The 14,062-nt window shown below is 70.5% G+C and carries 9 protein-coding genes; 4 read left to right on the top strand and 5 right to left on the bottom strand.

Annotated features, from left to right (window positions below):
- Positions 1-6 precede the first annotated feature (6 nt).
- The gene (locus tag AC07FK_RS31615; RefSeq protein WP_479108367.1) at positions 7-4,962 is read right to left on the bottom strand and encodes an NAD-glutamate dehydrogenase; all 4,956 of its coding nucleotides are present in this window, start codon (positions 4,960-4,962) and stop codon (positions 7-9) included.
- A 440-nt stretch (positions 4,963-5,402) separates the two neighbouring features.
- Here AC07FK_RS31615 and AC07FK_RS31610 point away from each other — a divergent pair, with 440 nt between their 5' ends.
- Positions 5,403-5,969 carry a DJ-1/PfpI family protein gene (locus tag AC07FK_RS31610; RefSeq protein WP_479108366.1) on the top strand — a complete coding sequence of 189 codons (567 nt, stop codon included), beginning with the start codon at positions 5,403-5,405 and terminating at the stop codon, positions 5,967-5,969.
- A 95-nt stretch (positions 5,970-6,064) separates the two neighbouring features.
- Here AC07FK_RS31610 and AC07FK_RS31605 read toward each other — a convergent pair whose 3' ends face one another.
- Together AC07FK_RS31605 and AC07FK_RS31600 are read right to left on the bottom strand one after the other, a co-directional pair.
- Positions 6,065-6,730 (bottom strand): HAD family hydrolase, encoded by a 666-nt coding sequence (locus AC07FK_RS31605; RefSeq protein WP_479108365.1) that lies wholly within the window; start codon positions 6,728-6,730, stop codon positions 6,065-6,067.
- A 42-nt stretch (positions 6,731-6,772) separates the two neighbouring features.
- Positions 6,773-7,279 carry a DUF6912 family protein gene (locus AC07FK_RS31600; protein ID WP_479108400.1) on the bottom strand — a complete coding sequence of 169 codons (507 nt, stop codon included), beginning with the start codon at positions 7,277-7,279 and terminating at the stop codon, positions 6,773-6,775.
- Between the two features lie 278 nt (positions 7,280-7,557).
- On the opposite strand from AC07FK_RS31600, the gene AC07FK_RS31595 reads away from it, so the two are divergent.
- On the top strand, positions 7,558-8,079 hold the full coding sequence (locus tag AC07FK_RS31595) for an Rv3235 family protein (protein ID WP_479108364.1): 522 nt from the start codon (positions 7,558-7,560) through the stop codon (positions 8,077-8,079).
- Positions 8,080-8,215: 136 nt separating this feature from the next.
- Here AC07FK_RS31595 and secA read toward each other — a convergent pair whose 3' ends face one another.
- Positions 8,216-11,056, bottom strand: coding sequence for a preprotein translocase subunit SecA (gene secA, locus AC07FK_RS31590; protein WP_479108363.1), 2,841 nt, complete (start codon positions 11,054-11,056; stop codon positions 8,216-8,218).
- A 240-nt stretch (positions 11,057-11,296) separates the two neighbouring features.
- Here secA and AC07FK_RS31585 point away from each other — a divergent pair, with 240 nt between their 5' ends.
- Both AC07FK_RS31585 and AC07FK_RS31580 read left to right on the top strand, forming a co-directional pair.
- Entirely contained in the window at positions 11,297-11,884 is a 588-nt protein-coding gene (locus tag AC07FK_RS31585; RefSeq protein WP_479108362.1) for a GNAT family N-acetyltransferase, read from the top strand.
- A 193-nt stretch (positions 11,885-12,077) separates the two neighbouring features.
- On the top strand, positions 12,078-13,253 hold the full coding sequence (locus AC07FK_RS31580) for a winged helix-turn-helix domain-containing protein (RefSeq protein WP_479108361.1): 1,176 nt from the start codon (positions 12,078-12,080) through the stop codon (positions 13,251-13,253).
- Here the strand turns inward: AC07FK_RS31580 and AC07FK_RS31575 are convergent.
- Positions 13,246-13,971, bottom strand: coding sequence for a response regulator (locus AC07FK_RS31575; protein WP_479108360.1), 726 nt, complete (start codon positions 13,969-13,971; stop codon positions 13,246-13,248). The two genes, AC07FK_RS31580 and AC07FK_RS31575, sit on opposite strands and share 8 nt — an antisense overlap.
- Positions 13,972-14,062: the final 91 nt, after the last annotated feature.

Here is a 14,062-nt window from a genome sequence, read left to right as displayed (position 1 = left end):
TACCGGTCAGACGCGCGTACGCAGCATGGTCCGCATGGTCCGCATGGCCACCGACAGGTTCGCCAGGTCGAACGCGTCCGAGCCGTGGATCTCCTCCAGCGTCGTGCGCGCGCGGCCCAGGATCGCGGCGTTCTTCTCCTCCCAGGCCTTGAAGCGCTCCTCCGGCGTCGAGGCGCCGTCGCCCACGGAGAGCACGTCCTGCGTCAGGCCGGCGTGCGCCGCGTACAGGTCCTCACGGATGGAGGCACGGGCCATGGACTGCCAGCGGTCGGCCCGCGGCAGCTCGATGATCCGGTCCATCAGCTGGGTGATGGACAGCCGGTCGGCCAGGTCGTAGTACACCTCGGCGACCTGCATCGGCGCCTTGCCGGTGCGCTCCGCGATCGCGACGATGTCGAGCGTCGGGAAGGCCGACGAGAACCCGGCCACCCGCAGCGCCAGCTCCTGCGGCACGCCCGCGTCCGTCAGCTCGTCCAGGATGCTCTGGTACCACTCCAGGTCCGCGCCGCGCAGCAGCTTCGGCAGCTCGTCCCAGACCCGCGCGACACCGGCGCTGAAGAACTCGATGGTCTCGGCGAGCTGCAACGGCTGCGGCCGGTTGCCCAGCAGCCAGCGCGTGCCGCGCTCCACGAGGCGGCGCGAATGGAGCCGGATCCGGGTCTGGACGTCGGCCGCGACCTGGTTGTCGAGCGCCTCCACGGCGTCCCAGACCTCGCTGAGCCCGAAGATCGCGCGGGCCGCGAACTGCGCCCGTACGACCTCCTCGATCGACGCCCCGGTCTCCTCCCGCAGACGGTGCAGGAAGGTCGAGCCACCGGTGTTCACGGTGTCGTTGACCAGCACCGTCGTGATGATCTCGCGGCGCAGCGCGTGCGCGTCGATCTGCTCGCCGAACTGCTCGCGCAGCGCCTGCGGGAAGTACGCGTGCAGCAGGCCCCGCAGGTGCGGGTCGTCCGGCAGACCGGTGTGGATCAGCTCCTCCGCCACCGTGATCTTGGTGTACGCCATGAGGACGGCGAGCTCCGGCTGGCTCAGGCCGCGGCCGGCGCTCAGCAGCTCGCGGATCTGCCGGTCGGTGGGCAGGAACTCCAGCGGGCGGTTCAGGTGCCCGTCGCGCTCCAGCCGGCGCATGAAGCGCTGGTGGGCGTGGAGCAGGGACGGCGCCTGGGCGACGGCGTTCGCCAGGGCGACGTTCTGCGCGTAGTTGTTGCGCAGGACGAGCGAACCGACCTCGTCGGTCATCGTGGCGAGCAGCTGGTTGCGCTGCTTGACGGTCATGTCGCCGTCCGCGACGAGCCCGTTGAGCAGGATCTTGATGTTCACCTCGTGGTCGGAGGTGTCCACGCCCGCGCTGTTGTCGATGGCGTCGGTGTTGATCCGCCCGCCCTCGCCGCCGGCGCCGCGCCGGGCGAACTCGATGCGGCCGAGCTGGGTCGCGCCCAGGTTGCCACCCTCGCCGACGACCTTGACCCGCAGGTCCTCGCCGTTGACGCGGATCGCGTCGTTCGCCTTGTCGCCGACGTCGGCGTTCGCCTCCGCCGAGGACTTGACGTACGTACCGATGCCGCCGTTCCACAGCAGATCGACCGGCGCCTGGAGGATCGCCTTCATCAGGTCGGCCGGGGTCATCTTGGTGATGCCCCGCTCGATGCCGAGCGCCTCGCGGATGTGCGAGTTGATCGGGATCGCCTTGGCGCTGCGCGGGTGGACGCCGCCGCCGGCCGACAGCAGGTCCGTGTTGTAGTCGGCCCACGAGGAGCGCGGCAGCTCGAAGAGACGGCGGCGCTCGGCGTACGACGTGGCCGCGTCCGGCGTCGGGTCGATGAAGATGTGCCGGTGGTCGAAGGCCGCGACGAGACGGATGTGCTCGGAGAGCAGCATGCCGTTGCCGAACACGTCGCCGGACATGTCACCGACGCCGACGACCGTGAAGTCCTCGCTCTGCGTGTCGTGGCCGAGCTCGCGGAAGTGCCGCTTCACGGACTCCCAGGCGCCGCGGGCGGTGATGCCCATGCCCTTGTGGTCGTAGCCGACCGAGCCGCCGGACGCGAAGGCGTCGCCGAGCCAGAAGTCGTAGGCGACCGCGATCTCGTTGGCGATGTCGGAGAAGGTCGCGGTGCCCTTGTCGGCGGCGACGACGAGGTACGTGTCGTCCTCGTCGTGGCGCACGACGTCCTTCGGCGGCACGACCTCGCCGGCCACCATGTTGTCGGTGATGTCGAGCAGCGCCGAGATGAACGTCTTGTACGAGGCGATGCCCTCGGCCATCCACGCGTCACGGTCGACGGACGGGTCCGGCAGGTTCTTCGCGACGAAGCCGCCCTTGGCGCCGACCGGCACGATGACGGTGTTCTTCACCATCTGTGCCTTGACCAGGCCGAGCACCTCGGTACGGAAGTCCTCACGGCGGTCGGACCAGCGCAGACCGCCGCGGGCGACCTTGCCGAAGCGCAGGTGCACGCCCTCGACGCGCGGCGAGTACACCCAGATCTCGTACGCCGGTCGGGGCGCGGGGAGGTCCGGGATCGCCTGCGGGTCGAACTTCATCGACACGTAGCCGTGCGGCTCACCGGTCGCGGTCTTCTGGAAGAAGCTGGTGCGCAGCGTCGCCTTGATGACGGTCAGGAACGACCGCAGGATCCGGTCCTCGTCGAGGGACGCGACCTGGTCCAGCGCGCCGTCGAGCTCCTCGAGCAGCCCGTCGGTCAGCTCGGTGCCCGCGATCTGGCGCTCCGGCGACATCCGCGCCTCGAAGAGCGAGACCAGCAGCCGGGTGGTGTGGACGTTGTTGCGGAGGGTGTCCTCCATGTAGTCCTGGCTGAAGGTGGAACCGGCCTGGCGCAGGTACTTCGCGTAGGCGCGCAGCACCATCGCCTGCCGCCAGTCCAGGCCGGCGCTCAGGACGAGGGCGTTGAAGCCGTCGTTCTCGGCCTGCCCGGTCCACACGGCGGAGAACGCTTCCTGGAAGCGGTGGCGCGCGTCGTCGGCGAGGTAGCCGTCGTTCCCGTTCGACTTGGGCATGCGCAGGCCGAAGTCGTAGATCCAGGCGTGCGTGCGGTCGGTGCAGCGCAGCTCGTACGGACGCTCGTCGACGACCTCGACGCCGAGGCGCTGGAGCACGGGCAGCACGGCGGACAGGGAGACCTGCTCGCCGATCCGGTAAATCTTGAAGCGCCGCTCGTTCGGGCCGGCGCCCACCGGCTCGTACAGGGACAGCGAGAAGCTGTTGCGCCCGTGCGTCAGCTCTTCGAGGTGGACGAGGTCGGCGACGGCGGCGCGCGGCGAGTGGTCGGCCTTGTAGCCCTCGGGGAAGGCGTGACCGTACCGGCGCAGCAGCTCGGCGGCGCGCTCCTCGCCCAGCTCGGCGTTCATGGCCTCGGCGAAGCCGTCGGCCCAGGAGCGCGCGGCCTCGACGAGCCGGCCCTCGATGCGCTCGGTGTCGGCGTCGGTCAGGGTCGGCAGCTCGGTGCCGGCCGGGACGCGCACGACGAAGTGCAGGCGGGAGAGGATCGACTCGGTGTTCCACGCGGTGAAGTCGACGCTGGTGCCGCCGAGCTCCTCCTTGAGGATGTCGATGAGCCGCAGGCGCACGCTGGTCGTGTAGCGGTCGCGGGGCAGGTAGATCAGGGCGGAGTAGTAGCGCCCGTACTCGTCCTGACGCAGGTAGAGCCGCAGCCGGCGCCGCTCCTGCAGGTAGAGCACGCTGGTGACGATCGACGTCAGCTGGTCGACTGGCGTCTGGAAGAGCTCGTCGCGCGGATACGTCTCCAGGATCTGGAGCAGGTCGCGGCCGTCGTGGCTGTTGGGCGAGAAGCCCGCCGTCTCCAGGACCTCCGCGACCTTGCGGCGGACGACGGGGACGCGGCGCACGGACTCGGTGTACGCGGCCGAGGAGAACAGGCCGAGGAAGCGGCGCTCGCCGACGACGTTGCCGTCGGCGTCGAACTTCTTCACGCCGACGTAGTCGAGGTAGCTGGGCCGGTGCACGGTCGAGCGGCTGTTGGCCTTCGTCAGTACGAGCAGCTTGTGCTCACGGGCCTTCGCCCGGACGTCGGCGGGCAGCCGGCTGAACGACGGGCTCACCGGGTGGTCCTCGGCGCCGCTGTGGTGCGGGTCGGAACGCAGGATGCCGAGGCCGGTGCCGGGGACGGCGGACAGCGCGTCGTCCGCCGTCAGCTCGTACTCGCGGTAGCCGAGGAAGGTGAAGTGGTCGGCGGCCAGCCAGCGCAGCAGCTCGCGGGCCTCGTCGACCTCCAGGTCGCGCAGGTCGTCGGCGGTGGGCTCGCTCGGCAGCTCGTCCGCGATGCGCAGCGCCGAGTCGCGCATCTTCTCCCAGTCCTCGACGGCCTCGCGGACGTCGTTCAGGACACGCAGCAGGTCGGCGGTGATCTGCTTGAGGTCGGAGCGGTCGGTCTCGCGGTCGATCTCGACGTGGATCCAGCTCTCCACGCACGCGTCGTGCGGGAGCTGCTCGTCGCGGCGCGCGCCGTCGGCGGGGAGGACCTCGATCAGCTTGCCGGTGACGTCACGGCGCACGGTGACCTGCGGGTGGATCACGACGTGGATGCCGCGGCCCTGGCGGGACAGCTCGTTGGTGACCGAGTCGACCAGGAAGGGCATGTCGTCGGTGACCACCTCGACGACGGAGTGGCTGCAGGTCCAGCCGTTCTCCTCGACGGTCGGGGTGTGCACCCGGACGTTGGCCGTGCCCTGCGGACGCTTCTCCGCCAGCCGGTAGTGCGACAGCGCCGCGCCGAACACGTCGACCGGGTCGCGGTCGGCGAGGTCCTCGGGGGCCGTGTGCAGGTAGTAGCGCTGGAGGTACCCGAGGAGCGTCTCCCTGTCGGGAGTGCCTTCACTCGTGGACCCAGTCGAAGGTTGCCCCCCGGCCGGGCTGTTCTCAGCTACCCGGGCCGCCCGTACGAGCAGCTCGGCCTTGGCTTCGTCCAGCTTGGTCTGCATGTCCTCTGGCTCCTGTCGCGCGCCGTTGCGTGACGTAGGTGAAGAAAGGTGGCACAACGCCACGACGCGGGGTATCCGGTCGGGTCGACGTTATGCCGCGATGAGAGATACCCGTGACGTTATTGGCCAATTTTGACGGCCGGCCGGGGTTTCGGGGACCAGCGATCACCCGGGCACGTGGGTGCTCCGGGCGCATGCCGGGGGCTTCACTGCCCCCGAGGGCTATCGCGCTGATCACGGCACCAGGCTATCCCCCCGCACGGGGGCCCCGTCATGTCCGATCGGTGTACAAAACCAGCCTGGAAGTTTGACACTCTGGACAGCGACGGCCGCGGCGATGCCCCTTACCGGGTCCGGCGGGGCGCCTTGGCAAACGCCGCCGACGGGTGCACGTTGAAGCGGACGGTACGGCACCGGCCGCCCGAGGGGAGCACTCAGCCATGGCACCCAAGATCCTCGTCGTCACCGGCGACGCCGCGGAATCGCTGGAAGTCCTCTACCCGTACCAGCGCCTGCGGGAGGAGGGGTACGAGGTCCACATCGCCGCCCCGGCCCGCAAGCAGCTCCGGTTCGTGGTCCACGACTTCGAGCCCGGCTTCGACACGTACACCGAGAAGCCCGGCTACACCTGGCCCGCCGACCTGGCCTTCTCGGAGGTCGAACCCAGCCAGTACGCCGCTTTGGTGATTCCGGGCGGACGGGCTCCGGAGTACCTGCGCAACGACCTGGAACTGCGCAAGATCCTCAAGGCGTTCTTCGACGCGGACAAGCCGGTCGCCCAGATCTGCCACGGGCCCCTCCTGACGGCCGCCGTGGACGGCCTGGCCGGGCGCCGGGTCACCGCCTACCCGGCCCTGGAGCTGGACATGCAGGCCGCCGGGGCGACCTTCCAGGACGCGGAGACGGTGGTCGACGGCACTCTGGTCTCGGCCCGCGCCTGGCCGGACCACCCGACGTGGATGCGCGAGTTCCTGAAGGTCCTGCGCGCGAAGAGCCCTGCGTCGTAGGCCGGCGGACACTCGGTGCGCCGGGCTACGGCGGGCCGGGGGCGCGGTCGGCCTGACCGGGTGGCGCGGTGGTCAGGGCTCCGGTGGACGGCGGGTCACGCCGTCCACCGCTCCGCCAGCTCCACCGCCTCCGCGAGCGTGTCCACCACGGGCACCCCGGCTGGCTCCAGGCTGGCCCGGCTGTGCGAGCCGCCCGTGTAGAGCACGGCCCGCGCACCCACGTGCGCCGCCGCCACCGCGTCGTCGACCGCGTCACCGATCACGACCACCCGCTGCGGCGGGACACCGCCGAGCGCCGCGACGTGCCGGGCCATGTGCGCGGCCTTGCTGCCGCCCGACGGCCCGGTCCGGCCGTCGACGCGTACGAAGTGGCGCTCGATCCCGTACTGCCGCACCACCGGCACCAGCTGCTCGTGCCCGTACATGCTCAGCAGCGACTGGCTCCGCCCCGCGGCCCCCCACTCGACGAGCAGCTCCTCCACCCCCTGGGCCAGCGCGCACACCACGCGCAGCTCGGTGTAGTGCCGGTGGAAGGCCTCGTCCATGACCAGCCACTCCGCCTCCGTCGGCAGCCGCCCCATCAGCCGCTCGTAGAAGCGGGGGATGGGCACGCAGTACAGCTCCCGGTAGCGCGCCAGCGTGATCGGCTCGATGCCGATCTCCGCGAACGCGGCGTTCGTCGCGCCGATGACCGCACTGATGTCGTCGAGCAGCGTGCCGTTCCAGTCCCAGACCAGATGCGTCGTCGTGTGCTTCCCCATTCCAAGAAGGTACCCGTGGAGTACGACAGCGCATTCGGGCCGTCAGCCGATCAGATTCGGGATCTCCTGCACCCCGAACCAGAGCAGCTCGTGGTCCTCCGCCCCGTCCACCGTGAACTGCGCGTCGTCGTCCCCGTGGTCGGCCGCGCCCAGCGCCTCGGCCGCCGCGGTGACGTCCGCCTCGGCGTCGTCGGCGTCGGCGTGCACCGCCGCCGCCTTCTTCAGCGGCACCGCGGCGGCGATCCGCACCTCGCCGATCCCGGCGGCGTCCAGCCCGCGGTCCGGGTCGGCCACCGCCTCCCCGTCCGGTACGTCGACGGCCACGACGACCCGGCGCCGGGCTGCGCCCGGGTCACCGGCGAGCAGCCGCAGCGAGGCGGCGGCGGCGCGGTTGAGCGCGGCGTACTCGAGCTCCTCGATGTCGTCCGACACGTACCACTCGCGCAGGCCGGGCGTCACGGCGTAGGCCGTCAGCGGGCCGGGGCCCAGTTGTCCCGCCTTGTGCGCCTCAGCGAGACCGGGAAGGGTCAGGGGGACGTAGACGCGCATCGGCAGGCCGCTTTCGTAGTCGGGAGACGGCCTCAAGGATACGTACGGAGTCCCCCTTCGGGGTGGTGGTCCCCGGCCTCCGCGCCGTCCACTCCGTACGCCGCCGGTCGGCCCGCGGCCGCTCCAGCACTGCCCCGCGTCACTCTGATAGGTGATTCCCGCCGCCGGCGCCTCGGGCCCCGGCCGCTCCTTGCCGTCACCGGCCCGCCGCCCGTAGAAGATCACCAGCAGAAGTTACTGCCCGGTAAAGCACCGGGCCGGCAGAGCGGGGCACACCGATGCACCAGGACAAGACCCGGCCGCAGGGACGACGCGACCAGCGCAGGCCCGGCGCACCCGCGCCCAGGACCGCCACCAGTCCCACAGCCACCAACCGCACGCCCAGCCCCGTCCGCACCCCGGCACCCGCGCCCGCCGCCACCGTCCCGGCCCAGCGCCGCCCTCCGCACCGGCACCGCCCGACCCCGCACGCACAGTTCGCCGAGCGCCTGCTGGCAGTGCTCAGCGGCCGTCGCCCCGTGCACTGGATGCTGGGCCACACCATCGGCGAGGCGTACGAGCAACTCGTCCAGCTCGCTCCCCGCACCCCGCTGCGCACGCGCGGCGTCCTGCCCGTCGTGCGTACCTGTGGCGGCTTCCACCCGCGTCCCGGCGTCGTGGAGGCGTTCGCGAGCATCGCGGCCGGTGAGCAGGTACGGGCTATTGCGTTCCGCCTGGAGCAGGGCCGCGACCTGCGGTGGCGCTGCGCCGCCGTCGAACTGGGCGAGACCCCGGCGGCCACCGCCGGCACCCCGGCCTAGTGCCGCGTCACGCACACCCTGGACCGGAAGCGGCAGCGGCGGGCCGGACACGGCCGGGCACGCCGGAACACAGCCGGGGCCGGACACCACGTCGGTGTCCGGCCCCGGCCGGGAAAGCGGCGCGTACCCGCCAGCCCTACTTCTTGCGGCGGCGGCTGCCGCCCTTCTGCGCCTTGCGGCGCTCGGCACGCGTCATGCCGTCCGACTCCGACCGCGCCGGCCCGTCGCCGTTGTCGAAGTCGCCTTCGACGACGCCGCCCTCACCGTCGACCGTGGGCGCGGAGAAGTGCAGCCGGTCGGGCCGCTGCGGGGCGTCGAGCCCCTTCGCCCGGATCTCCGGCCGGCCGGCTCCCGCACCCGCGGGCACCGCGTCCTCCTTGCGGAGCGACGGCCTCTCGCCGGCCGCCTGGTCCGGAACGGCCTGCACCGGAACCTCCTCAACCTGCTGCTCGACCTGGACCTCCAGGTTGAACAGGTAGCCGACGGACTCCTCCTTGATGCCGTCCATCATGGCGTTGAACATGTCGAAGCCCTCGCGCTGGTACTCGACCAGCGGGTCCTTCTGGGCCATCGCGCGCAGGCCGATGCCCTCCTGGAGGTAGTCCATCTCGTAGAGGTGCTCACGCCACTTGCGGTCCAGGACGGACAGCACCACGCGCCGCTCCAGCTCACGCATGATGTCGGAGCCGAGCTGCGCCTCGCGCTGCGCGTACTGCTCGTAGATGTCGTCCTTGATGGACTCGGCGATGAACTCGGCGGTGATGCCCGCGCGGTCGCCCGCCGCCTCCTCCAGCTCCTCCACCGTGACCTTCACCGGGTAGAGCTGCTTGAACGCGCTCCACAGCCGGTCGAGGTCCCACTCCTCGGCGAAGCCCTCGACGGTCTCCGCCTGGATGTACGCGTCGATGGTGTCGTCCATGAAGTGGCGGATCTGCTCCTGGAGGTCCTCGCCCTCCAGGACGCGGCGGCGCTCGCCGTAGATCACCTGGCGCTGCCGGTTGAGCACTTCGTCGTACTTCAGGACGTTCTTACGCGACTCGAAGTTCTGCTGCTCGACCTGCGACTGAGCGGACGCGATCGCCCGTGTCACCATCTTGTTCTCGATCGGCACGTCGTCGGGGACGTTCGCCATCGACATCACGCGCTCGACCATCGCGGCCTTGAACAGGCGCATCAGGTCGTCGCCCAGCGACAGGTAGAAGCGGGACTCGCCCGGGTCGCCCTGACGGCCGGAACGACCGCGCAGCTGGTTGTCGATACGCCGCGACTCGTGCCGCTCCGTACCCAGCACGTACAGCCCGCCGAGCGCCTTGACCTCTTCGAACTCGGCCTTGACGGCCTGCTCGGCCCGCTCGAGGGCGGCGGGCAGCGCGGCGGCCCACTCCTCGATGTGCTCCTCCGGGTCGAGGCCGCGCTGGCGCAGCTCCGCCTCGGCGAGGTCGTCCGGGTTGCCGCCGAGCTTGATGTCCGTACCGCGTCCCGCCATGTTCGTGGCGACGGTGACGGCGCCCTTGCGGCCGGCCTGGGCGACGATCGACGCCTCCCGGTCGTGCTGCTTGGCGTTGAGGACCTCGTGCTGCACACCTCGCTTGGAGAGCTGCTGCGAGAGGTACTCCGACTTCTCCACGGAGGTCGTGCCAACCAGGATCGGCTGGCCCTTCTCGTGCTTCTCCACGATGTCGTCGACCACGGCGGCGAACTTCGCGACCTCGGTGCGGTAGATCAGGTCGGACTGGTCGGCGCGGACCATCGGCCGGTTCGTCGGGATCGGCACGACGCCCAGCTTGTAGATCTGGTGGAACTCCGCGGCCTCGGTCATGGCCGTACCGGTCATGCCGGAGAGCTTGTCGTACAGGCGGAAGAAGTTCTGCAGGGTGATCGTGGCGAGCGTCTGGTTCTCGTCCTTGATGTCCACCCCTTCCTTCGCCTCGATCGCCTGGTGCATGCCCTCGTTGTAGCGGCGGCCGGCGAGGATACGGCCGGTGTGCTCGTCGACGATCATGACCTCGCCGTCGATGACGACGTAGTCCTTGTCCTTCTTGAACAGTTCCTTCGCCTTGATGGCGTTGTTCAGGTACCCGACGAGCGGCGTGTTCACCGACTCGTAGAGGTTGTCGATGCCCAGCCAGTCCTCGACCTTGGCGACGCCCGCCTCGTGGATGGCGACGGTGCGCTTCTTCTCGTCGACCTCGTAGTCGCCGGTCTCCTCGATGCCCTTGAGCGGGTTGCCCGGCTCGCCCTTCTTCAGGCGGACGACGAGCTTGGCGAAGTCGCCGTACCACTTGGTGGCCTGGTCGGCCGGGCCCGAGATGATCAGCGGCGTACGGGCCTCGTCGACCAGGATCGAGTCGACCTCGTCGACGATCGCGAAGTTGTGGCCGCGCTGGACGAGCTCGTCCTGCGACCACGCCATGTTGTCGCGCAGGTAGTCGAAGCCGAACTCGTTGTTCGTGCCGTACGTGATGTCGCAGGCGTACATCTCACGGCGCTGCGCGGGCGTCATGTTGGCGAGGATGCAGCCGACCTCGAGGCCGAGGAACTTGTGCACCCGGCCCATCATCTCGGAGTCGCGCTCGGCCAGGTAGTCGTTCACCGTGATCAGGTGGACGCCCTTGCCGGACAGCGCGTTCAGGTACGCGGGCAGCGTGCCGACCAGCGTCTTTCCCTCACCGGTCTTCATTTCGGCGACATAACCGAGATGGAGGGCGGCGCCACCCATCATCTGGACGTCGTAATGGCGCTGACCGAGAACACGCTTGGCGGCCTCGCGAACGGTCGCGAAGGCCTCGGGAAGCAGGTCGTCCAGGCTCTCGCCGTCGGTGTACCGCTGCTTGTACTCATCGGTGAGCGCCCGCAACTCGGCGTCGGAGAGGTTGACGAAGTCCTCTTCGATGGAGTTGACCTGGTCCGCGATGCGGTGCAGTTTGCGCAGGATCTTGCCTTCGCCTGCACGCATGAGCTTGTTGAAGACGGACACTGAGGCTGGTCTCCTTGCCGGTCGGGCCTGTGCACTGAGTCATGTAGGGACGCTGGCGCGGGCACGGCAGGTGGTCCCCACCGCATCGGCCATCGTAAGCGAGGACCCCGCCACGCCGGGAGGTCCGCCCGCAGGAAGGCCCACTGTTACCCGCAAAGAGAACGGACAGGGAGCCCGGAAGGTGCCGGGCCATCCCGAAAAGGTCTGGCGCGCCCCGCCCGCCGAGCCGAGAATCAGCCGATGGAGCCCACGATCCTCACCACCGAGCGGCTGCTGCTGCGCCCCTTCGAGCCCGTCGACGCCGAGGCCGTCTTCCAGGCGTGTCAGGACCCCGACATCCAGCGCTGGACGTCGGTCCCCGCGCCGTACGAACGCGAGCACGCGGAGGGCTTCGTCGGCCGGATCGTGCCGGACGGCTGGCGCTACGGCACGGTGTACGCCTTCGCGGTCCTCACCCGGGACGGCGGCGAACTGGTGGCCGCCGTGTCATCGATCACGCGCGGCGAGGGGGCGGCGGAGATCGGTTACTGGACGGCCAAGGAGCACCGCGGCCGGGGCTACATCACGGAGGCGGTGCGGGCCGTCGCCCACTGGGCCTTCACCAGGGCGGGCGTCGAACGTCTGGAGTGGCGCGCCGAGATCGGCAACGACTCGTCGCGCGCGGTGGCCGAGAAGGCCGGCTTCGTCGTCGAGGGCGTCCAGCGCTCCGGCATCGCCAACAAGGGCGTCCGGCGCGACGGCTGGTCCGGCGCGCTGCTCCCGTCGGACCTCGGTCTCCCGGCGGCCTGCCCGTACCTGCCCGCGAGGCCCGGGGCCCCGCACGCCTGAGGCCCGCGCCGGGTTCCGGCACGTCCGATCGCGGCGGGTCCGGCGAACCGCCACCGCCGGACGCGGGCCGCGCGGGGGCGGCACCGCCCCGGTTCGGACGTCCTCGCCCCGGCCCGGACGCATTCGCCCGGTCGCCCGTCGCGATCCCCGCAGGCCAGGGCCCGTTGTCAGTGGCGGCCCCTAGGCTGCGGCCATGACCAGTCTGCTGCCGACGCCCATCGCCTCGCTCTCCGCCGACGAAGCCCGAAGGATCGCCCTGCGCGCCCAGGGCTTCCTGGGCGCGCCCGACCGTCGGGGCGGGGTGCGCGGAGTCCTGCGCCACCTGGGCGCGGTGCAGCTCGACACGATCTCCGTACTGGCCCGCTCGCACGAGCTGATTCCGTACGCCCGCCTCGGCGCGGTGGGCCGCGCGACCGTCGACAGCGCCTACTGGACCGGCGCCCACGCCTTCGAGTACTGGTCGCACGCAGCCTGCATCCTGCCCATGGAGGAGTGGCCGCACTTCGCCTTCCGCCGCCGTGCGTACCGCGACCGTCCGCACTGGCACCACGACCTTCCGGACGGCGCGTACGGCGCCGTGATCAAGCAGCTGCGCGCAGAAGGTCCGCTGACCGCCACCGATTTGGGCGGCGCGAAGAACAAGGGCGAGTGGTGGGACTGGTCGGCGTCGAAGGTCGCCGTCGAGCGCGCGCTGATGTACGGCGAGGTGGTGTGCATCGAGCGGCGCGGCTGGAAGCGGGTGTACGACCTGGCCGAGCGCGCCGTTCCGGACGCCGTCTACCACGACGACCTGGACGACACCGAGTGCCTGCGCCGGCTCGTGCGGCTGGCCGGCCGGTCGCTCGGCGTCGGCACCCGCGCCGACATCGCGGACTACCACCGCCTCAAGGGCGAGCAGGTCGACTCCGTGATCGCCGATTCGGGGCTCGTCCCGGTCGAGGTCGAGGGCTGGGCCAAGGCCGCCTGGGCGGATCCCGAGGCCCTGGCGAGCACGCCGCGCGGCCGCCACCGCACGACCCTGCTGTCGCCCTTCGACTCCCTCATCTGGGACCGCCCGCGCACTGAGCGGATCTTCGGGTTCACGCACCGGCTCGAGGCGTACGTCCCCAAGCCCAAGCGGATACACGGGTACTTCGCGATGCCGCTGCTCGCGGGCGGCCGGCTGCTCGGTCGCGTGGACCCGGCGCGTGAGGGGAAGACGCTGGTGGCCCGGCAGGTCTCGCTTGAGGGCCGCAAGGCGGTGCGGCCGATGGCGGAGGCGCTGGTCGAGGCGGCTCAGTGGGTCGGCTGCGCGGACGTACGACTGGAGCGCGTGGACACACCGGACCTGCGCGAGGCGCTGACCGCCGAACTGGCCCGGCTCACCTGATCTCGAGGATCTTCTCCCGCATCGCGTAGACCACGGCCTCCATCCTGGAGTGCAGCTGCAGCTTCTCCAGGATGTTGCGGACGTGGTTCTTCACGGTGTTCTCGGAGATGAACAACTCCTTGGCGATGTCACGGTTGTTCATGCCGGTCGCGACGAGCTTGAGGACCTCGAGCTCCCGCTCGGTCAGCCGCGGCGCGGGCACGAGCCGGCGCTCGTCGGTGCGCTGGATCATCGACTTGAACTCGGTGAGGAGCTTCGACGCCATCGACGGGCTGATCTGGGACTGCCCGTCGGCCACCGCGCGGATCGCGGTGGCCACCTCGTCCGTGGAGATCTCCTTCAGGAGATAGCCGGTCGCACCCGCCTTGATCGCGTCGTAGAGGTCCGCCTCCTCGTCACTGATCGTCAGCATGATGATCTTCGCGCTGGGGGCCACCTCCTTGATGGAGGTGCAGGCCTCGATCCCACCGCGCTTGGGCATCCGTACATCCATCAGCACGATGTCGGGCAGCAGATCGGCGGCCTTGTCCACGGCCTCCGCGCCGTCCCCGGCCTCACCGACGACCTGGATGTCCTCCTCCTGGGCGAGGACGATCTCCAGCCCCCGGCGGAACAGGGCGTGGTCGTCGACGACCAGCACCCTGATGGGCTCCCTGCGCGTTCCCCCGGCGTCCGCCATGTCGGACTCGTCGTGCACCGGACCGAAGCTGTCCGCCATCGTTCCTCCCCCTGAAGGCCGTGGCCCGAAAATCATGAGCTGCCCCAACCACAGTGTGCAGAGCACCGATTGGCTTGCGACGCCATGATTT

Source organism: Streptomyces sp. NPDC046122, from assembly GCF_056429965.1.
This window is presented reverse-complemented; position numbering and strand designations above follow the sequence as displayed.